We start from the raw sequence: 19,626 nt of genomic DNA, 5'->3' as shown, positions 1-19,626 counted from the left end.
ATATATAGGAAAATAGTTACATTTAGACCTTTCCCTAAAAACAAGAAAATGAAAAAAATATTAACAACTGTACTGGCTGCCGGAGCTTTAATCTCCTGTGGAACTTCACAGCAGCAATCTCCGCAACAGGAACAACCGGTACAAACCACATCACAAACACCATCCACAACATTGGAATACCCCGAAACCAGAAAAGGAAACACTGTTGATACCTATTTCGGCACTGAAGTTAAGGATCCATATCGCTGGCTGGAAGATGACCGCAGCCCCGAAACCGAGGAATGGGTAAAGGCACAAAATAAAGTGACTTTTGGTTATTTAGAGCAGATCCCTTTTAGAGAAGAATTAAAGAACCGCCTTACAGAACTATGGAATTACGAAAGATTGAGTGCTCCTAATGAAGAAGGAGATTGGATCTACTTTAGCAAGAACGACGGCCTGCAGAATCAGAGTGTGATCTATCGAAAAAAATCTGAAGATGCGACGCCTGAAGTTTTTCTTGATCCAAATAAATTTAGTGAGGACGGCACTACTTCTCTTGCCGGAATGAGCTTTTCTGAAGATGGAAAAACCCTTGCCTACAGTATTTCTGAAGGTGGTAGCGACTGGAGAAAGATCATCATTATGGATGCTGAATCCAGAGAGATCAAAGAAGATACTTTAATAGATGTAAAATTCAGCGGAGTATCCTGGAAAGGGAATGAAGGATTCTACTACTCAAGCTATGATAAACCCGAAGGTAGTGAGCTTTCTGCCAAGACAGACCAGCACAAGCTTTATTACCACAAGCTGGGTACTCCACAAAGTCAGGATAAGGTGATTTTTGGAGCTACTCCGGAACAAAAGCACCGCTATGTAGGGGGTGATGTTTCTGAAGATAACCGTTACCTTTTCATCTCTGCCAGAACTTCTACATCAGGCGGAAAACTCTTCATGATGGACCTTTCCAAAACAAATCCTACAATTGACACCATTGTTGGACATGAAGAGAACGAAAGTTATGTAATAGACAATCGGGACAGTAAGTTATTCATTGTGACAAATATGGATGCACCCAACAGGAGAATTGTTACTGTTGATGCTTCAAATCCAAAACCTGAGAACTGGAAAGATCTTATTTCTGAAACCGAAAACGTGCTTAGCCCTTCAACCGGGGGAGGATATATTTTCGCCAAATACATGCAGGATGCAATCTCCAACATTAAGCAATATGACTATGAAGGTAAGCTGGTAAGGGAGGTCGACCTCCCCGGAGTTGGAACTGCCGGAGGGTTTGGTGGAGAAAAGGACGAAAAGGAACTCTACTACAGCTTTACGAATTATGTTACTCCAAGCAGTATTTTCAAATATGACGTGGAGACAGGAAAATCTGAACTCTACAACAGACCAAATGTAGATTTTAATCCTGATGACTATACAAGCGAGCAGGTATTTTACACCTCTAAAGATGGCACAAAGATCCCAATGATCATAACACATAAAAAAGGTCTTAAACTGGACGGAAAGAACCCCACTATTCTTTACGGTTATGGTGGTTTTAACGTAAGCCTTACCCCGGGATTCAGTATTGCCAACGCTGTATGGATGGAGCAGGGAGGAATCTATGCTGTACCTAATCTTCGCGGAGGTGGAGAATACGGTAAAGAATGGCATGATGCAGGTACGAAAATGCAAAAGCAGAATGTATTTGATGATTTCATTGCTGCAGCCGAATACCTGATCGAGAACAATTATACTTCTTCAGATTACCTGGCAATTCGTGGAGGATCAAACGGCGGATTGCTGGTTGGAGCTACAATGACTCAGAGGCCCGCACTTATGAAAGTAGCATTGCCGGCAGTAGGTGTACTTGACATGCTGCGCTACCATACCTTTACCGCAGGAGCAGGTTGGGCATACGACTATGGTACTGCCGAGGAAAGTGACGCCATGTTTAGATATTTACAGGGATATTCTCCTGTGCATAATGTAAAGGAAGGAGTAGATTATCCTGCAACTCTTATTACAACAGGAGATCATGACGACAGAGTTGTACCCGCACATTCCTTTAAATTCGCAGCCGAATTACAGGATAAACATGCAGGAGAAGACCCGGTTCTAATACGTATTGAAACCAATGCAGGACATGGTGCCGGAACACCGGTGAGTAAAACCATTGAGCAATATGCAGATATCTTTGGCTTTACTTTATACAACATGGGTTTTGAAAGCTTACCAAATAAACGTAATTAAAGGTCCAGCTTTTAAATTCTAATACAGTTCAAAAAGCCTTCTCCGGAAGGCTTTTTGCTTTTAATACCGTAAATTTACCGGCTAAACTTTTCTAATATGCTCCGGGTAAAAAATCTCTCTTTTGGTTATGAAGAAAAGCGGGTTTTAAAGAACCTGAGCTTCAACATTTCTAAAGGGGAAAATGTTTCTATAATTGGTGCGAGCGGCTGTGGAAAAAGTACTCTACTACAGTCTATCTATGGATTACATCATGTAGACGGGAAAATATTTTGGAATGACCGGCAATTGCTGGGACCGGAATTTAATATTGTGCCCGGAGAGGATTTTATGAAATACCTGGCGCAGGATTTTGATTTAATGCCCCCGCTGAGTGTGGCAGATAATGTGGGAAAATATTTATCTAACATGTACCCCAGCAAGAAACAGCAGCGGATAAATCAACTACTGGAACTGGTAGAGATGCGCGAGCTTTCAAGAGTAAAAGTAAAGCTGCTAAGTGGCGGACAACAACAAAGGGTGGCATTGGCCAGAGTACTGGCAAATCCCCCGGAGGTTCTTTTGCTTGATGAGCCATTTAGCCATATTGATCACTTTAGAAAAAATAAACTTCGCAGAAACCTTTTTTCACACCTTAAGAAAGCCGGAGTAACAGTACTGGTTGCTACCCACGACAGTACAGATGCACTTGCATTTGCAGATCAGAGCATAGCTATGAAAGATGGAAGGATAATTCAAATGGGAAAACCGTCAGAGCTATATAATGAACCAAGAAATTCTTATGTAGCTTCACTTTTTGGAGAGGTAAACGAACTGCCGGCATCCCTTTTCCTCAAGAATCAGGGGTCCAGAAAAAAGATCATCCTCTATCCTCATGAAATTCATCAGACAGATGGCGGAAATTATAAAGCCAGAGTGAAGCAAAGCTTTTTTAAAGGCAATCATTACCTTACAGAAGCAGAAATGGCTGGTGAGAATATCTTATTCGAATGCTCAAAAGAACTTCCAAAGAACAAGATGATCTTCATTTCTTTTAAAGGGGATTTACTATATAAGCGAATCAGGTGATAGCTTCAGGCACGTAATTATAAAACTTGCTGAACTTCTAATTCTCTCCCGTTAAAGCTAAATGTATCTCCTGCAGTTCTTCCCATTAGATTTTGAGCTATAGGTGCAGTTGCTCCCACGGCGTAATACTTTTCTCCTTCTACAATTAATTCTCCTGCAGGAATAGCTATAAAATAATTTGCCTGTGAGGTTCGCACCACACTTCCAAAAGCAACATCTTTATTTATCTTCCCGGAGGGTATCATCCTTACTGTTTTTCTCAGTTTCTTGAATTGCTCATACTGCACGGCAAGCTTCTCAAACTCCAGGTGAAGCATAGCCCTGCCGGTTTCGTATTTATCTCCCATGGAACACTTTGTCTCCAGCTTGAGGGCTGCCTCAAGATCATCTATGGCTTGTTGTATGGTTTCCAGTTTCTTCTCAACATATGCCTCACAAGCGGCTATCAGCTTTATTTTTAAAGTCTTGCTCATTAGTCTAACTGTATGGGTCCCAGGTTCCTCATTTGCCGCACGATCCAGGATTGCCTGCCCTGAATATAGCTACTGGCGGGATTCGCCCGGTATTGTCTTGGATTTGGCAAAATAGCAGCAATAGAAGCTGCTTCATAAGCGGTGAGATTAGCCGCAGATTTTCCAAACCAGACTTGCGAAGCAGCTTCAGCGCCGTAAACACCTTTGCCCATTTCAATGCTATTGAGATACACTTCTAAAATTCTTTCTTTGCTCCAAAATAGCTCGATCAAAAATGTAAAGTAAACTTCCAGTCCTTTCCTCAACCAACTGCGCTGTGGCCATAAAAAGACATTTTTCGCCGTTTGTTGTGATATAGTGCTAGCCCCACGTACGCGCCTTCCCTTTTTATTCTCCTCCATTGCTTTTTTAATAGCTTCATAATCGAACCCATTGTGGTTTGGAAAATTTTGATCTTCACTTGCAATTACTGCTACCTTTAAATTGTTGGAGATCTCATCCATAGGCACCCAATTATGACGGATATTTTCTTCGGGATTTTCGAAATATCTAATTGCCATCAAAGGTGTAAATGGAACCGGCACCCATTTATAGATCACCACCATTAGAATGCTAAAAAGGAATAAGCCTAAAATTAATTTTAATACAAACCTGAAAAATCTTTTCATCATTATTTAATTAAATCGGCCAGTTCCTTTCCTACCAGGCTTCCTATAGCAACACCCATACCGCCCAGTCGTACGCCGCAAAACACATTATTGGAAACCTGTTTGATCACGGGCTTTTTCTGTTCTCCCATTCCCATGATCCCGCTCCAGCGTCTTTCAATTTTAAAAGGAGTGTTAGGTAAAATAACATTTTTAAGTAATACTTCCAGCTTTTGCTGAATAAGGGAAGTAAGTGCCAGTTCAGTTGTTTCCTCCCCTTTAAGATTGAGATTTCTTCCCCCACCAAATAAAATGCGGTTATTAATGTTTCTAAAATAATAATAACCTTCTTCCATGTGAAAAGTTCCTTTAATATGAAGATCGGCAATTGGAGCCGTAATTAAAACCTGCGCCCTTGCGGGTTTGACTTCAGGAATTCCAAGTTGAGAAGCAAAGCCATTTGTGGCAATTAAAAGTTTATTCGTATAAAAGCTAAAATGTTCTGTTTCTACTTCTACAGCAGTATTTGTCTCTGAAAAACCGTTAACGGTAACCGAATTCAAAATCTTTATTCCGGCAGCCTGCACCTTTTGGAGCAGGGACGTCATCATTTTGCCCGTATCAAGCTGTCCTTCAAACTGGTTGAATATCAAATCTGGCTGAATTTTTCTGAAATTGAATTTATTTCCGGTAACGCTGTAGACATCGGCTCCAAAAATGGGATTTAAAAGGCTGTTTACTTTTGGCATTTTTGAGAGGCATGTTTCGTACATCTCTCTGTCATTTTTAGTAAAAAGCTCATAGCCTCCGTTTACCTGCAGGTCAAGATTTGCATCCCCCAGATTCTCCCTAAGAATTTTAAGCCCCTCAACCCGCTTTTTAACCAGTTCAACAACATCCTCTTCAGAATGGTGGTTGAGGTCATCTATGATCTCGCTAAGGCTTCCAAAGCAGGCAAACCCCGCATTCTTTGTACTTGCACCATTGGGTAATAAGCCTCTTTCGAGCACCAGCACTTTGGCTGCAGGATAACGGGTTTTTAATTGCAGAGCACAATTAAGGCCGGTGATCCCACTACCAATTATAGTAAAATCAATATTTGAGAACCACGAATCGTGCTCCCACCAGGAAAAGCTCATGAAAATGATATTTTTAAGACCTCAGGAATAAATTGCTTCCGAAGCATCTAAAGGTATAAAAAAAGACCACTGCGCTCCAAGAACCAAGAATCAAGACAAGCTAAAAAAAAGACCTCACAGCCCCGATATTCTTATCGGCCCTGTGAGGTCTGGATAAATGCGTAGAGATTCTCTATAGAGAATCTCTACTACTACGTTATGATTCTATCGGTTTCATTTTGAAGCTTTCCATGAACTTGGTAGTGTAATTCCCCGCAACATAATCGGGTTCATCCATCAATTGCCTGTGAAAAGGGATGGTTGTTTTTACACCTTCGATAACAAACTCGTCTAAGGCACGTCTCATCTTGCTGATAGCTTCTTCCCGGGTTTGAGCAGTAGTGATCAACTTTGCGATCATGGAGTCATAGTTTGGCGGGATAACGTAGCCACTGTATACATGCGTGTCTATCCTCACCCCATGACCTCCAGGTGCATGTAGGTTGGTGATCTTCCCCGGGGAAGGCCTGAAATCATGGTATGGATCCTCTGCATTAATCCGGCACTCGATCGAATGGAGTTGCGGAGTATAATTCTTTCCGGAGATTGGCACTCCCGCAGCAACAAGGATCTGTTCCCTTATAAGATCATAGTCTATAACCTGTTCGGTTATAGGATGCTCTACCTGGATTCGGGTGTTCATTTCCATGAAGTAAAAATTTCTGTGTTTGTCTACAAGAAATTCTACAGTACCCGCTCCTTCGTATTTTATAAATTCCGCAGCTTTTACTGCCGCTTCACCCATTTGTTGCCGAAGTTTATCGGTCATAAATGGAGAAGGCGTTTCTTCAGTTAGTTTTTGGTGACGGCGTTGAACAGAGCAGTCTCTTTCTGAAAGATGACAGGCTTTTCCGGAGCTGTCGCCCACTATCTGTATCTCAATATGGCGGGGCTCCTCTATGAGCTTCTCCATATACATCCCGTCATTTCCAAAGGCTGCAGCCGACTCCTGCCGGGCAGATTCCCAGGCTTTTTTGAGATCTTCCTTTTTCCAAACGGCCCGCATTCCTTTACCACCACCTCCTGCGGTAGCTTTAAGCATGACAGGGTATCCCATATCTGCAGCTATTTCTTCGGCCTCTTCGTAGGATTGGAGAATGCCTTCAGATCCCGGAACACAAGGAACACCGGCAGCTCTCATAGTAGCTTTAGCAGTTGCCTTGTCCCCCATTTTGTCGATCATCTCGGGACTGGCGCCAATAAATTTAATCTGGTGTTCGGCACAGATCTTGGAAAATTTAGCGTTTTCCGAAAGAAATCCATAACCCGGGTGAATAGCATCTGCATTGGTAATCTCTGCAGCTGCTATAATATTTGACATTTTTAGATAGGAAAGGTTGCTGGGAGGAGGGCCAATACAAACAGCTTCATCGGCAAAACGCACATGCAGGCTTTCTGCATCGGCAGTGGAATATACCGCTACCGTTTTTATGCCCATCTCCTTACAGGTACGAATAACGCGTAAAGCGATCTCTCCCCTGTTGGCAATCAATATTTTTTTGAACATACCTGTTTAGTTTTATCTGTAGGGTAAATTTCTAATAGTTCCTAAGAGGGATCTACCAGGAAAAGTGGCTGGTCAAATTCTACAGGTGAAGAATCATCCACCAAAACCTTCACAATCTTACCGGAAACTTCACTTTCGATCTCGTTGAAAAGTTTCATAGCTTCGATCACACAAAGCACGTCACCAACCTTTACTGAATCTCCAACTTCGACGAATGCCTCCTTATCTGGAGATGGTTTTCTATAGAAAGTTCCAATAATAGGAGACTTAATGGTAAGATAACCCTTGTCCTCCTGACCTGAGGCCGATTCGCCACCGGAAGCCCGATTCTCCTGTTGTTGTTGAGGAGCAGGGGCCTGTTGCTGCTGCGGCTGTTGCATTTGTGGTGCAGCCTGCATTGGCACCTGTTGCAGGATCGTAGTTTCCCTCTCGTCAGAGCCGGTCTTAATGGTGATCTTCACATCATCCATTTCCAGCTTTACCTCACTGGCTCCGGATTTAGCTACGAATTTGATCAGATTCTGAATTTCTTTTAAATCCATAATATTTAGTGTTGGGTGTTTTTAAGAATTATATGCCCATTTAAGGTAGATAGAGCCCCAGGTGAACCCTCCTCCAAATGAAGCAAATATAAGATTATCTCCTTTTTTAAATTGTTTTTCAAAGTCACTCAATAATAACGGCAAGGTAGCAGAAGTTGTATTACCGTAACGCTGAATGTTCATAAGTACTTTTGAATCATCCAGACCCATACGTCCCGAGGTGGCATCAATGATACGGCGATTTGCCTGATGAGGCACCAACCAGTCTACATCTTCATTAGTAAGATTATTGCGCTCCATGATCTTGGCACTCACGTCGGCCATATTTGTTACAGCAAACTTAAATACTGTTTTTCCGTCCTGAAACACATAATGCTGTTTATCGGCCACTGTTTGGGCACTGGCAGGAATAAGGGATCCGCCGGCAGAGATCTTGAGAAATTCTCTTCCTGCACCATCGCTCCTAAGGATTTCATCCTGTAATCCCAGCCCCTCTTCGTTAGCTTCAAACAAAACAGCTCCCGCACCATCTCCAAAGATGATACAGGTAGTTCGATCTGTATAATCTATAATAGATGACATTTTATCGGCACCTATGACAACTACTTTTTTATAACGTCCGGATTCAATATAGGCTGCTGCAGTAGACATGGCATACAAAAAACCGGAGCATGCAGCCTGCAGGTCATATGAAAACGCATTGACAGCCCCAATCTGAGTAGCTACATATACACCTGTAGCTGCTACCGGAAGATCGGGTGTGGCAGTAGCCATGATCAAAAGGTCTATTTCTGCAGGATCTATTCCTGACTTTTCAATAAGGTTCTGTGCTGCTTTTATAGCAAGGAAAGAAGTTCCTTTATCAGGGTCTTTAAGGATGCGGCGTTCTTTTATTCCCGTTCTGGAGGTTATCCACTCATCATTGGTGTCTACCATTGTCTCCAGGACCTTATTGGAGAGGACAAAATCGGGTACGTATGCGCCTACAGCTGTAATTGCTGCCGTTTTTTTATTCATAAAATGACATTTTATGCCTCTGCACTAAGCTTAGCTTCCTGATAAACAGTAAATTACTAAATACTCAAAATACAGCGGTGCAAATTAAGGTGTTTTTAGCACTTTATCAACTTAAAACAAAAAACTCTCACAATGTGAGAGTTTTGTCTAAGATTCAAAGCTCCTGAATAAGAATTAAGCTTCTACTTCTTCTGTATTGTCTATTAACACCTGACCACGGTAATATAGTTTACCTTCATGCCAGTGCGCTCTGTGATACAAATGCGCCTCTCCGGTAGTAGGATCTGTTGCTATTTGTGGTACAGACGCTTTATAATGCGTTCTTCTTTTATCTCTCCTCGTTTTCGAGGTTTTTCTCTTAGGATGTGCCATGGCTGCGTATTATTTATCGTTTAATAAATTTTTTAATTTGTTCCAGCGGGGATCGATATCTTCCTCTGCTGTAATTTCCTTTTCCCGGGGACTTAACTCGTCCAGCTTTTCAAGTACTTCAGACTTTAGAGTACCGTCAAGTACTCCCGGATGAACTCTTTTTGACGGAACTGCAAGAACCAGCATTTCATAAATGTATTGCTGAATATTAACTTCAAATTCCCCGTGAGGCAGAATAAGAAGGTCCTCGTTGTCGTCATTGTATTCCTGTCCAAATTTAATTACCAGGAACAGCTCTGAATCAATAGGCTGATCATATGGTTCATTGGTAAGGTCACAATAAACATTAACCGTTCCCGATGCTTTAAAAGTGAGCTCCAGCATAGTGGATTTTTTCTCTAACTCGAGATCCACACGTATGTTAGAACTGTTAAATTCATCGTAGTCAAAATGCTCAAAGAACTTATTGTCAATATCGTACCCGAACTGGTGCTTTCCCTGTTTAAGACCCACAAAAGGGATCGTAAACTCCTTTAGTTTCCTCATTTCATCATCAGTTTCAAGTGCCTCTCCCTTAGGATAAGGCGGGTGCAAAGATATAAAAATTAATGAATTGACTATTCTTTATAAACAAATTTTTGTTTATATCTTTTTGCTCTGTTTTTTCAGTACATTTTCCGTGAGTTCCTCGTACTCCTGCCGGTTTCTGAAAATATCCATACCCTTAAAAACGGCTTCTTTAAAAGAATGATGATCGGCTTCATTTTTCCCTGCTATTTCATAAGCAGTACCATGATCTGGCGATGTTCGCACCTTACTCAATCCCGCGGTGAAATTCACGCCGCTTCCAAAGGAAAGAGTCTTGAATGGAATAAGGCCCTGGTCGTGGTAAGCAGCTACTATTGCGTCAAAATTCTTATAGTTCCCTGACCCAAAAAAACTGTCGGCCGGATATGGTCCAAACACCGGTTTTCCGCTATTCCTTAATTTCTCAAGGGTCGGCTTCATGACCTCCTCATCTTCTTTTCCAATCACACCATTATCACCGCTATGAGGATTAATTCCCAGTACAGCGATCTTGGGCTGGGCAATGCGAAAATCCTGCTGAAGGGTTTTCTGAATAATCTTTATTTTCTTTTCAATTAATTCGGGAGTAATGTGAGCAGCCACATCTTTAACGGCAACATGATCTGTAAGCAATCCTACCTTAAGGGTATCGGTTATCATAAACATAAGACTCTCCCCTTTTAATTCTTTTGCGAGGTAATCTGTATGCCCCGGAAATTGAAAGTCTTCACTTTGAATATTATGTTTATTAATGGGGGCCGTAACTAAAAGGTCAATTTCTCCCTTGATCAATGCCCGGGTCGCCGCCTGCAGCGAGAGAAATGCGTATTTACCTCCTTCGGGAGTTTCTTCTCCGAAATTAATATCTACATTTTCCTTCCATACATTGACCACATTGAATTTGTTATCTATAGCCTGAGAAGCCTCATCAACCCCCTGAAAATTAATGTCAATGTCAAGCTTCTTTTTTATAAAGGTGATCGTCTTGGCCGAAGCAAAAACAACCGGAGTGCACAGTTCCATCATCCGGGCATCTTCAAAAGTCTTCAGCACGATCTCACTCCCAATTCCGTTAAGATCTCCAATACTTATTCCCACTTTTATTTTATCGGCTGATTTCATAATGATTTCCCTCTATTTATTCTAATTTTATACCGGCAAAGGTAATTAATAAATAAGGAATGTTTACAGGGATCATCGAAGAACTGGGGGTAGTAACCGCTATCGAAAAAAGAGAAGGAAATTTGCACATTACCATTAAGGCAGGCATGACACCTGAACTCAAAATTGATCAAAGTGTAGCCCATAATGGGGTTTGTTTAACAGTGGTGGACATCCGGAATTCAGAATATACGGTGACTGCTATTGAGGAAACCCTTTTCAAAAGCAATCTTGGAAATCTTAAGTTAGGTGAGAAATTGAACCTGGAGCGGGGAATGCAGTTAGGCGCCAGGCTTGACGGACATATAGTGCAGGGCCATGTGGACCAGACGGCTGTTTGTACCGGAGTGACAGAGAAGAACGGCAGTTGGGAATTCGATTTTGAGTATGATCCCGATAAAGAGAATATTACCATAGAAAAGGGATCCATTACTGTAAACGGTGTTAGTTTAACCGTTGTGAACTCAGGCAAAAAAACCTTTAGTGTTGCCATAATTCCCTACACCTATGCAAATACCACCTTTCAGGACCTAAGGGAAGGAATGATTGTGAACCTGGAATTTGACGTCATAGGAAAATACGTAAAGAGGCTTATGGATCTGAATTCCTGAGAAGTTCAATGCTGCCCGGGAAAAGAGTCTGGATCGTGAGAGAAATGCCCCTCCGGAAAAGAACTCCACTTTTTTATTAGAAAACTATCCTATCCTTCAGCTGAAATTTTTTAACTACAGCCTGAAAACTTTCTCATAATTCTTCTTTTTTCTATCCGACATCACCGATGTCAATTTCGTGTGGATCCTGAAAAGAGATCCTGCACCCAATGCTACACCGGAAATCAGCAGAGGCAACAAATAATCATTAATAGGAAGACATAGGCCTACAGGAGGAGGAACACCACTACCATCTCCACCATCACCGCTTCCACAATCAGATGTCGTATCCTGGGTCGTTATCATTGGTTCGGGTGGCGGACTGGAAAAATCCTGAGAAAAACCGAAATGCAAATTTGCCATTAAAGCAGCCAAGATAATAAAGCACCGGACTTCTTTTTCCATGGCGGAAAAATAATACGATATTTCTTCTGTACAACCTTAATTGCGCATTTTATCGGTTTTTTAACGCTTTTTATCGATTTATTGAGCGTTCTCAATTTTCCCTTCCAAACGCCATACCATGATTCCGCCAAGGACGATTCCACTAATAAACAACGGTAAGAGATAGTCATTTATGGGAAGGCAAAGTCCTACCGGAGGTGGTATTCCCGGACCATTACCGGGATTATCAGGATCGGGTAATTCCCCGCAGGGCCCTCTGCCGTTCCCACTGGTCTGGTTTGCCGCTGTTTTGGGTTCGGGCGGTCCCTGAACAGGACCCTGGCTATAGACGGCGTAGGTAAAGCCTGCAATAGCGAATATTAGAATCCAGTATTTAATACTTTTACCCATAGCCAACAACATTCCTTAATATTTGGAGCAATATAAGAATCCAATTAGAAGTATATTAAATAAAACCTACTCCTCTAACCCTCAAAAATAGAAAATAAATCAATCTTTATGAAGTGATAATCAGATATTAAAGAAAATACTTACAAAAAGTATCGGTTAAAAGAGGGGCAGACTTCTCCATCTCCCTATTATTACTGATTTTCCCTATAAATTTCTACATTGCCGCTGAATAAGAAAAAAGCCCATAAATGAGAAAGATTCTCTTACCTATTTTATTCTTGTTGTGTTTCTATCCTCTTACAGCGCAGGAAGATACCCTTTTACAAAACTACAAGCCTCTCGTGATCGGACTAACCGAAGCTCCTCCATTCGTCATATATAAAGATGACAAATTTTCGGGTTTAAGTATTGAATCCTGGCAACTTGTGAATAGACGGCTGAATTCTGAATACGAATACCGCTATTATAATAGCCTCGAGGACCTATTACTTGCCGTAGAAAGTGGTGAAGTTGATTTTAGTATCAATCCAATTACGGTGACCGATCAAAGAATGCAGCGAATGGATTTTTCCCAACCTTACTTCATTTCCTATACCGGGATAGCCCGAAAGAGTGGATCTGCTTTCTGGGCTTACCTTTCCAACATCTTCAGCTGGAATTTCTTTTCAGCCATTCTAATACTGGTAGGGGTCATTTTTATTTTCGGCTTTATGGTTTGGGTCTTTGAGCGTAAAAAAAATTCCGAAGAATTCGGGAACGGGGGACGCGGTATCCTACAGGGATTCTGGTGGAGTGCCGTCACCATGACCACTGTAGGTTACGGAGATAAAGCTCCCCGCACCCTTGGAGGACGGTTCGTGGGTCTCATCTGGATGTTCATGGCTATTATTATGATCTCTACGCTTACTGCAGGAATCGCCTCCTCTCTAACAGTTCAGAATATGCAGGATGAGATCAACTCCATCCAGGATCTTGAAAGGTTTGATGTTATAACCGTAAAAAGTTCAAGCGCCCAGGAACTTCTGGACCAATATCAAATCTCTTCGAAGAAAGTTCTAAATGCAGCAGAAGGTATTGAGGCTTTACTTCAGGACGAAGCCTCCACCTTCGTTTATGATCAACCTATTTTAAATTTTCTTATTGAGGAGAAAAAGCTCGGAGATGAATTAGTAGTGCTCGAAAAGTCGTTAAAAAAGGATTACTACAGTTACACTTTCCCTCTCGATTCACCACTCCTTGACACCATAAATCCTGTTTTAATTGGTTCTTTAAAGAGTATGGAATGGTTAAATCTTATAAAAGATTACAAGTAGAAGAATTATTTGCCAACCCGGTAATGAATACTATTTTATTACAACTGTAACATTCCCGATAAAAATCCTACTTATCACTCAATGTATATTTATATATTTAGCAATCAATTAACTAAAACGAATAAGCATGAAAAATTTAAGGTTTCTCGCTGTGGCATTTCTTATGCCCCTGCTAATGACCACTTACGTCTCCTGTGAAAAGCTGAGAGGGGGCGAGTCTGAGATCATCCAGGATCAGGGATTTTCAATAGATTATGAAAAATACGAACTTGACAACGGGCTCAACGTGGTACTACACCAGGACAAGTCTGATCCTATTGTTTCTGTAGCCATTCAATATGGAGTAGGTTCCAATCGTGAAAAGAAAGGCCGCACCGGCTTTGCTCACCTGTTTGAACATATGTTGTTCCAGGAATCCGAAAATGTTCCGCAGGATCAATTTTTCAAAAAGATACAGGATGTTGGAGGAACTCTTAACGGAGGTACCTGGCAGGATGGAACCATCTATTATGAGGTGGTCCCCGAAAATGCTTTAGAAATGGTTATGTGGCTGGAATCAGACCGTATGGGATACTTTATCAATACAGTAACCGAATCTGCCTTCGCCAATCAACAGGAAGTAGTTCAAAATGAAAAACGCCAGAGAGTAGATAACAATCCTTACGGTCACACGGGGTGGGTGATAGACAAAAATCTTTTTCCCGATGGGCATCCTTACAGTTGGCAGGTGATTGGGGAACTTGAAGATCTGCAAAGTGCCACTGTCGAAGACGTAAGAGAATTTTACGACAAGTATTACGGCCCAAATAATGCCACTCTTGTCATTGCAGGAGACTTTGAAAAAGAGGAAGCAAAACAGCTGGTGGAGAAATACTTCGGAGAGATCAAAAGACGCCAGGAGGTAGAACCTCTTGAAATACAGAACGTCCAGCTGGACCAAACAAAAAGGCTTTATCATGAAGATAATTTTGCCAATGCTCCACAATTAAATATGGTGTGGCCGGCTGTAGAGCAATATACTGCAGACGCTTATGCCCTTGATTTTCTTGGAGAGATCCTTTCTGACGGAAAAGAAGCTCCTCTTTATGAGGTGCTTGTAAAAGAAAAGGAGGTGGCATCTCAACCCCGGGCATTTAATAGTGCTGCTCAAATCGCAGGAAAATTCAGGATAATGGTAACTGCTAATGCCGGCGTTGACCTGGACGAAGTAGAAGCAGGGATCTATGAAGCCTTCAGTAGATTTGAAGAAAAAGGAGTAACAGACAAAGATATAGAGCGCATTAAAGCCGGACTTGAAACAGATTTCTACAATGGAATAAGCAGTGTTCTTGGTAAATCCTTCCAGTTGGCACGCTACGATGTATTTACAGATGACCCGGGATACATAGAAAAAGATATTGAAAATATCAAAAAGGTCACTAAAGAAGATGTGATGCGGGTTTACAATAAATATATTAAAGATAAACCTTACGTGATGACCAGTTTTGTACCAAAAGGTCAACTGGAGCTAATCACCGAAAATTCTGAAAAAGCCGAGGTGGTAGAAGAAGAGATCACTGAAAATGTGCAGACGGAAGTAGCAGAAACAAATCAGGAAGTTGAAAGAACGCCATCCAAAATTGATCGTTCCAAACAACCTGAAGTGGGAGAAACCCCATCTCTGGATGTTCCTGAATCATGGAACGTGGAGCTCGACAATCAACTTAAAGTGTACGGAATTGAACAAACAGAACTGCCTTTGGTGAACTTTAGCCTTGTCATTGAAGGCGGACACTTACTGGATGATCTCCAAAGCAAGAACGGCGTTGCCAATCTAATCACCGATATACTTATGGAAGGTACTGCCAATAAAACTCCGGCAGAACTTGAAGAAGCTATAGACATGTTGGGAGCCAACATCAATATGTACACAACAAATGAATCTATAGTGATTCGTGGAAATACCCTAAAACGCAACTTTGAAGAAACCATGGATCTGGTTGAAGAGATCCTGCTGGAGCCACGATGGGATGAGGAAGAACTTGCCCGAATTAAAACCAGTACTATTAATAGTATCAAAAGAAATGAGGCAAATCCAAATTATATAGCTAACCAGGTATATAATAAACTGCTATATGGGGAGAACCATCCTTTTGCACATCCTACTTCAGGAACCGAAGAGTCTGTAAAAGCCATCAGCATGCAGGATTTAAAGGATTATTATAACAAAAATTTCTCGCCAACCGTGAGCCGTTTTCATGTTGTAGGAGACATCTCCCAATCTGAAGCTCTTGCAGCTATTAAAGATCTGGAGCAAAGATGGGAAGCTAAGGAAGTGAACATTCCTGAATATGAGGTGGTGACCAACCGGGACAAGGCATCTCTTTATTTCGTAGATGTTCCCGGAGCTAAGCAATCGGTAATTAACATTGGGTACATTGCCCTTCCCAGAACAAGTAAGGACTTTTTCCCGGCCGAAGTAATGAACTACAAGCTTGGAGGTTCTTTCTCCGGAAATGTAAATCTTATTTTGAGGGAAGAAAAAGGATATACCTATGGAGCCCGTTCCGGCTTTAGCGGATCAAAGATACCGGGAACTTTCACCGCTTCTTCAAGTGTTAGAACCAACACGACCGGAGAATCTGTAGGAATCTTTAGAGATGAGATTGCAAAATACAGGGAAGGAATAACTGAAGAAGATCTGGAGTTCACTAAAAATGCTCTGATAAAATCCAACGCCCGCCGGTTTGAAACCCAGGGATCATTGTTGGGCATGCTTCAGGAAATGAGCGCATATGATCTTCCTGTTAATTATATTGAAGAGGAAGAAAAAATAATACGTAACATGACTCTTGAGCAGCACAGGGAACTGGCTCAGAAATACCTTGATGAATCTAAAATGGCCTACCTGGTGGTTGGAGATGCAGCTACCCAGTTTGAACAGTTCAAAGAAATGGGCTTTGATGAGGTAAAACTGATCGATAAACAAGCTGAAGAAATTGAATTACAGGAAGTGAAACCATAACTCTGCTTTTGAATTTGAAAGAACCCCTTACAATAGTTGTGAGGGGTTTTTAATTTTCCGTTCTCAACAAAAAGAAACTTATGTCACAGCACCTGGGTATCCAGAAAAGAATCAAGAATAGCTTTTATTTGCTGCTGTGTTCTGCTGTCCATTCCTTTTACAGATTCACAGTAGCTTTCTATAAGCTCAGGTCTGGAAAAATTTCTGGAAGTAATGTGTTCGGTAATATAGCCGTCTAAAGAACCTTTTTGAATATCCTTTCCCAGCACCTGGATTATTCCACTATGCCTGGCATCCTTATTAATCTTGTTGAACAGTGCGAGTACAGCTGTCCTTTCCCCTTCCAAAACCTGAAAAAAATGTCCTTCAGAATATAATAGTATACCCTGAATCTGTTCTTTTTTATTTCTCTCTTTCCATGCATTAAAAAGATCTTCTATTTCGCTGTTGCCGAATTCTCTGGTGGCGGTACTTATATAACAAATGGCGTGTTGCATATTCTACACTTGCAAATAATGGTTAATTTTAATCTCAAGATAAAGAAAAAGGCGGAGAGAAAAATCCCAAGTATTTCATAATTCCGGTAGATTTAATGTTTCAAAACTGAAAATCAATGCCTTAAGTCTTCAATAAAAAATATAACGAGGGCAGCAAGTGTATATATTAAGATATCCAGCCATTCAAAAGTACTTCCTAAGATGACAACAAATAGCCAATTCTTCTCTATTCCGAGAAGGCTTAGAAGATCAATAGCCTGAAGGCCCTCTACAAACCAGGAAAAAAGAAGTACTCCAAAAATGGCATTTTTGACAGATATTTTCAGGAAACTTTTCACCAGTGAATAAAGAAAAAACACCACAAGAAAATCTCCGCCATAAGGTCTTATCCAGGAATCATTGATATATAGTGCAATAAAAACTTCCACAAGGAAAAGCAGAATCGCTGCTGAAAAATACTTTTTATTGAAGGTGAAGACCATGCTCAGCTAATTAATTATCTACTGCTCTTCGGACCTTACGTCCAGTTCTGCTATTTCCTTTTTATAATCAGAAGGCAGGATGAGAGCTCTTAGCAGCCTGTCAGCTTTAATGATCCTGCTGCTTTTATACATTACCAGTACAGGACTTAAAAGCGAATCTCGATTGAAACCCAACAGAAATTTCACTTTTTGAGGAGATATAAGTTTTTGAGCCTCTATAAGCAGGGAGTAACGAAAAATTCCCAGGTGCTTTCGGTATTGCCGGTAGAGATCTTTGGTGAAATTTCCATTATACAGGTCATTCTCTAAATGTTCCTCTCTCATTTTTTCCCATTCCTTAAAGTTTTGGGGAAGCTTCGGAATTTCCATTCGCTCTCCTACTCTGCGAAAAACGCCAAATGTTTCCTCCTTTTCGGCTAAGCTGAGTTCTCTTTCAAAAACTTCAAAAGCCCGAATCGAATAATCAATTAGCATAAAAAGTACATCCCTATAAGCCCAGTCCGGTATCCTTTTCCCCCGTTTTTGTTCGACAGCAGCATGTATTGCCGCAATGGAATCAATAGCCCGGTGGGCGTCCTCTTGTTCAGAAAAAACTATTTTTCGGGCATAGGAAACGGTGGAGAATAACCTTCCCAGTGGATTGGCAGGCAAACGGCCGGTGAAATACAGCCAATCTACAGCCCGGTTCAGAGCGAATTCAGCCGAAGCCCCGGCAAATATGAACAATATGGTATCTCCCTTCCCCCAAATCTGCCGGACTATTGAATCCTTCTCTACAAAATATTCCATTCTAAGCTGTTAAGTTTTCTGTCCTTCATCATTGCTTCTGAATTGTTTTTCTGCAAAAACCTTACCCGTGTCCCTTCCGAAGAAAAAACTGGGCTATTGAAATCCGAATATCAGCGGAAATGTGAAGGTGACGAGAATAACCCATATAATATAGACAGGCAGGTAGTGTGCAATGGTCTTTCCCACCCCATCAAGATCTGATTTATTGGAAACGACTTTCAGCAATTGACCGGTTACCATAATGAGATTTATAAGAATTAAAATATTCGCTCCCAGTACAGCAATGCGGTTTGGAGTTATCCCCCATTCAGAAATTCTGAATAAAATGGCAGAAAGGGCAATTCCATTGACAATTATACTTACAATAGAAAGCAGGAGGAGGGTCAGCATCTCGAGCCTGCTCCTCTTAGCTCCCGAAGAGCCGGCTATGGAAAAGAAGATGATGGCCATAACTCCTATGAGCAAGATGTTAAAAATAAGCAGGAACTCCCTGTCGGAATACGGATCTTTTCCGGAGAAAACCATGCTGACCAGGTATATTACCAGCATTACCAAAACCAGCGGACTAAAGATCCGGGCAATAACAGGAGAAACTTTTCCTACCAGCTGGGGATTAGACTGCGTAAGCCAGGTACCAAGTATGGGTACTGCAGGGAGTGCAAAAACTACGATATACTCAAAATAGAAGTTTTCAATGTCTAAACCTATGATTGAAAATAACCCAATTGTTATTCCGGTCATAATACCACCTGCTATGCAGATGAGGGCAGACATCACCAGGAGATCCCCGTTATACTTCAAAAAATCAAGCCGTTTGGTGTAAGTGTTTTTGGCTCCCACATAAGCATAACCCAAAATTGCCCATAGAAAAAATAATAAATGGATACAGGACAGGATGAAAGTATCGCTCTCCGACACATTGGGTAAGAAATTTATATAAACTGCTGCGGTGAGGAACACGCCGGCGATCACTGCTGTTTTCCCTGCAGATAATTTATTCTTCCAAATAAAATATGCGGCTAATGCAGGAAACACGATGAACCCGATATTCCTGGGGTAGAAAAATTCTTCCTCAATTCTCACTATTGCCGGAAGTTTAGCGATTATTCCCGAAATCAGTGAAGCAACAATGACAAAAATGAGATCTCTGGAAGATCCACGGATTACCTCCTCGTTTTCGAAATTTAGCCTTTCATGCCAGAATTGGGACAGCTGGCTACCTTTTATTTCCGGGTAAGCTTTATTGAATTCTTTACGGAAAAAGCTCTTATTTGATCTGTACAGTTTTTCAAGTTGTACAGGATCTTCACGATATAAAATGATCTGGTCTTTCAT

Annotated in this window: 20 protein-coding genes; 5 read left to right on the top strand and 15 right to left on the bottom strand. The window is 41.3% G+C overall.

The window, feature by feature from the left end:
* The first annotated feature begins 48 nt into the window (after nt 1-48).
* Nucleotides 49-2,232, top strand: a complete 2,184-nt coding sequence (locus tag G564_RS0103475; RefSeq protein ID WP_029036432.1) for a prolyl oligopeptidase family serine peptidase — start codon at nt 49-51, stop codon at nt 2,230-2,232.
* A gap of 96 nt (nt 2,233-2,328) precedes the next feature.
* Nucleotides 2,329-3,297, top strand: coding sequence for an ABC transporter ATP-binding protein (locus tag G564_RS0103470; RefSeq protein ID WP_029036431.1), 969 nt, complete (start codon nt 2,329-2,331; stop codon nt 3,295-3,297).
* 17 nt (nt 3,298-3,314) lie between these two features.
* Here G564_RS0103470 and G564_RS0103465 read toward each other — a convergent pair whose 3' ends face one another.
* From G564_RS0103465 to pdxA, 9 genes are all read right to left on the bottom strand, one after another.
* The gene (locus tag G564_RS0103465) at nt 3,315-3,770 is read right to left on the bottom strand and encodes a hypothetical protein (protein WP_029036430.1); all 456 of its coding nucleotides are present in this window, start codon (nt 3,768-3,770) and stop codon (nt 3,315-3,317) included.
* A complete protein-coding gene (mtgA, locus tag G564_RS0103460) occupies nt 3,770-4,441 on the bottom strand; it encodes a monofunctional biosynthetic peptidoglycan transglycosylase (protein WP_029036429.1) in 672 nt (223 codons plus the stop codon). Before mtgA ends, G564_RS0103465 begins: the two co-directional genes overlap by 1 nt.
* A complete protein-coding gene (locus G564_RS0103455; RefSeq protein WP_029036428.1) occupies nt 4,441-5,556 on the bottom strand; it encodes an NAD(P)/FAD-dependent oxidoreductase in 1,116 nt (371 codons plus the stop codon). The genes mtgA and G564_RS0103455 overlap by 1 nt, the downstream gene beginning before the upstream one ends.
* A 196-nt stretch (nt 5,557-5,752) precedes the next feature.
* On the bottom strand, nt 5,753-7,102 hold the full coding sequence (gene accC / locus G564_RS0103450) for an acetyl-CoA carboxylase biotin carboxylase subunit (RefSeq protein WP_029036427.1): 1,350 nt from the start codon (nt 7,100-7,102) through the stop codon (nt 5,753-5,755).
* A 41-nt stretch (nt 7,103-7,143) separates the two neighbouring features.
* Nucleotides 7,144-7,644 (bottom strand): acetyl-CoA carboxylase biotin carboxyl carrier protein, encoded by a 501-nt coding sequence (accB, locus tag G564_RS0103445; RefSeq protein ID WP_029036426.1) that lies wholly within the window; start codon nt 7,642-7,644, stop codon nt 7,144-7,146.
* A gap of 21 nt (nt 7,645-7,665) precedes the next feature.
* Nucleotides 7,666-8,661 (bottom strand): beta-ketoacyl-ACP synthase III, encoded by a 996-nt coding sequence (locus G564_RS0103440; protein ID WP_029036425.1) that lies wholly within the window; start codon nt 8,659-8,661, stop codon nt 7,666-7,668.
* Between the two features lie 174 nt (nt 8,662-8,835).
* Nucleotides 8,836-9,033 (bottom strand): 50S ribosomal protein L32, encoded by a 198-nt coding sequence (rpmF, locus tag G564_RS0103435; protein ID WP_006988996.1) that lies wholly within the window; start codon nt 9,031-9,033, stop codon nt 8,836-8,838.
* Nucleotides 9,034-9,042: 9 nt separating this feature from the next.
* Complete coding sequence (locus G564_RS0103430) at nt 9,043-9,579, bottom strand: YceD family protein (RefSeq protein ID WP_029036424.1); 537 nt, start codon at nt 9,577-9,579, stop codon at nt 9,043-9,045.
* Between the two features lie 96 nt (nt 9,580-9,675).
* Entirely contained in the window at nt 9,676-10,722 is a 1,047-nt protein-coding gene (gene pdxA / locus G564_RS0103425) for a 4-hydroxythreonine-4-phosphate dehydrogenase PdxA (protein ID WP_029036423.1), read from the bottom strand.
* Nucleotides 10,723-10,781: 59 nt separating this feature from the next.
* On the opposite strand from pdxA, the gene G564_RS0103420 reads away from it, so the two are divergent.
* A complete protein-coding gene (locus tag G564_RS0103420; RefSeq protein WP_029036422.1) occupies nt 10,782-11,372 on the top strand; it encodes a riboflavin synthase in 591 nt (196 codons plus the stop codon).
* A gap of 114 nt (nt 11,373-11,486) precedes the next feature.
* Here the strand turns inward: G564_RS0103420 and G564_RS0103415 are convergent, their stop codons facing one another.
* Together G564_RS0103415 and G564_RS0103410 are read right to left on the bottom strand one after the other, a co-directional pair.
* Entirely contained in the window at nt 11,487-11,816 is a 330-nt protein-coding gene (locus tag G564_RS0103415) for a hypothetical protein (RefSeq protein WP_029036421.1), read from the bottom strand.
* Nucleotides 11,817-11,894: 78 nt separating this feature from the next.
* Nucleotides 11,895-12,218 carry a hypothetical protein gene (locus G564_RS0103410; protein ID WP_029036420.1) on the bottom strand — a complete coding sequence of 108 codons (324 nt, stop codon included), beginning with the start codon at nt 12,216-12,218 and terminating at the stop codon, nt 11,895-11,897.
* Nucleotides 12,219-12,454: 236 nt separating this feature from the next.
* On the opposite strand from G564_RS0103410, the gene G564_RS0103405 reads away from it, so the two are divergent.
* Complete coding sequence (locus tag G564_RS0103405) at nt 12,455-13,519, top strand: transporter substrate-binding domain-containing protein (RefSeq protein WP_029036419.1); 1,065 nt, start codon at nt 12,455-12,457, stop codon at nt 13,517-13,519.
* A 127-nt stretch (nt 13,520-13,646) separates the two neighbouring features.
* Nucleotides 13,647-16,523, top strand: a complete 2,877-nt coding sequence (locus tag G564_RS0103400) for a M16 family metallopeptidase (RefSeq protein ID WP_029036418.1) — start codon at nt 13,647-13,649, stop codon at nt 16,521-16,523.
* Nucleotides 16,524-16,606: 83 nt separating this feature from the next.
* Here G564_RS0103400 and G564_RS19785 read toward each other — a convergent pair whose 3' ends face one another.
* From G564_RS19785 to G564_RS0103380, 4 genes are all read right to left on the bottom strand, one after another.
* Nucleotides 16,607-17,020 (bottom strand): BLUF domain-containing protein, encoded by a 414-nt coding sequence (locus tag G564_RS19785; RefSeq protein WP_051205285.1) that lies wholly within the window; start codon nt 17,018-17,020, stop codon nt 16,607-16,609.
* Nucleotides 17,021-17,133: 113 nt separating this feature from the next.
* A complete protein-coding gene (locus tag G564_RS0103390) occupies nt 17,134-17,502 on the bottom strand; it encodes a ribosomal maturation YjgA family protein (protein WP_029036417.1) in 369 nt (122 codons plus the stop codon).
* Between the two features lie 18 nt (nt 17,503-17,520).
* Nucleotides 17,521-18,291 carry an oxygenase MpaB family protein gene (locus tag G564_RS0103385; RefSeq protein ID WP_029036416.1) on the bottom strand — a complete coding sequence of 257 codons (771 nt, stop codon included), beginning with the start codon at nt 18,289-18,291 and terminating at the stop codon, nt 17,521-17,523.
* Between the two features lie 93 nt (nt 18,292-18,384).
* Nucleotides 18,385-19,626: a DUF4153 domain-containing protein gene (locus G564_RS0103380; protein ID WP_029036415.1), complete on the bottom strand. Its 1,242-nt coding sequence runs from the start codon at nt 19,624-19,626 to the stop codon at nt 18,385-18,387.

It is taken from the genome of Salinimicrobium xinjiangense DSM 19287, assembly GCF_000423585.1.
In the GTDB taxonomy this organism is placed as follows: Bacteria; Bacteroidota; Bacteroidia; order Flavobacteriales; family Flavobacteriaceae; genus Salinimicrobium; species Salinimicrobium xinjiangense.
Note: the sequence above shows the minus strand (reverse complement) of the source record. Positions and strands in the feature narration are given on the sequence as shown.

Excerpts from the sequence above, each read along its gene's own strand:
- G564_RS0103475 (WP_029036432.1), top strand. The coding sequence starts at position 49 with ATGAAAAAAATATTAACAACTGTACTGGCTGCCGGAGCTTTAATCTCC.
- G564_RS0103470 (WP_029036431.1), top strand. The coding sequence starts at position 2,329 with ATGCTCCGGGTAAAAAATCTCTCTTTTGGTTATGAAGAAAAGCGGGTT.
- G564_RS0103465 (WP_029036430.1), bottom strand. The coding sequence starts at position 3,770 with ATGAGCAAGACTTTAAAAATAAAGCTGATAGCCGCTTGTGAGGCATAT.
- mtgA (WP_029036429.1), bottom strand. The coding sequence starts at position 4,441 with ATGATGAAAAGATTTTTCAGGTTTGTATTAAAATTAATTTTAGGCTTA.
- G564_RS0103455 (WP_029036428.1), bottom strand. The coding sequence starts at position 5,556 with ATGAGCTTTTCCTGGTGGGAGCACGATTCGTGGTTCTCAAATATTGAT.
- accC (WP_029036427.1), bottom strand. The coding sequence starts at position 7,102 with ATGTTCAAAAAAATATTGATTGCCAACAGGGGAGAGATCGCTTTACGC.
- accB (WP_029036426.1), bottom strand. The coding sequence starts at position 7,644 with ATGGATTTAAAAGAAATTCAGAATCTGATCAAATTCGTAGCTAAATCC.
- G564_RS0103440 (WP_029036425.1), bottom strand. The coding sequence starts at position 8,661 with ATGAATAAAAAAACGGCAGCAATTACAGCTGTAGGCGCATACGTACCC.
- rpmF (WP_006988996.1), bottom strand. The coding sequence starts at position 9,033 with ATGGCACATCCTAAGAGAAAAACCTCGAAAACGAGGAGAGATAAAAGA.
- G564_RS0103430 (WP_029036424.1), bottom strand. The coding sequence starts at position 9,579 with ATGAGGAAACTAAAGGAGTTTACGATCCCTTTTGTGGGTCTTAAACAG.
- pdxA (WP_029036423.1), bottom strand. The coding sequence starts at position 10,722 with ATGAAATCAGCCGATAAAATAAAAGTGGGAATAAGTATTGGAGATCTT.
- G564_RS0103420 (WP_029036422.1), top strand. The coding sequence starts at position 10,782 with ATGTTTACAGGGATCATCGAAGAACTGGGGGTAGTAACCGCTATCGAA.
- G564_RS0103415 (WP_029036421.1), bottom strand. The coding sequence starts at position 11,816 with ATGGAAAAAGAAGTCCGGTGCTTTATTATCTTGGCTGCTTTAATGGCA.
- G564_RS0103410 (WP_029036420.1), bottom strand. The coding sequence starts at position 12,218 with ATGTTGTTGGCTATGGGTAAAAGTATTAAATACTGGATTCTAATATTC.
- G564_RS0103405 (WP_029036419.1), top strand. The coding sequence starts at position 12,455 with ATGAGAAAGATTCTCTTACCTATTTTATTCTTGTTGTGTTTCTATCCT.
- G564_RS0103400 (WP_029036418.1), top strand. The coding sequence starts at position 13,647 with ATGAAAAATTTAAGGTTTCTCGCTGTGGCATTTCTTATGCCCCTGCTA.
- G564_RS19785 (WP_051205285.1), bottom strand. The coding sequence starts at position 17,020 with ATGCAACACGCCATTTGTTATATAAGTACCGCCACCAGAGAATTCGGC.
- G564_RS0103390 (WP_029036417.1), bottom strand. The coding sequence starts at position 17,502 with ATGGTCTTCACCTTCAATAAAAAGTATTTTTCAGCAGCGATTCTGCTT.
- G564_RS0103385 (WP_029036416.1), bottom strand. The coding sequence starts at position 18,291 with ATGGAATATTTTGTAGAGAAGGATTCAATAGTCCGGCAGATTTGGGGG.
- G564_RS0103380 (WP_029036415.1), bottom strand. The coding sequence starts at position 19,626 with ATGAAAGACCAGATCATTTTATATCGTGAAGATCCTGTACAACTTGAA.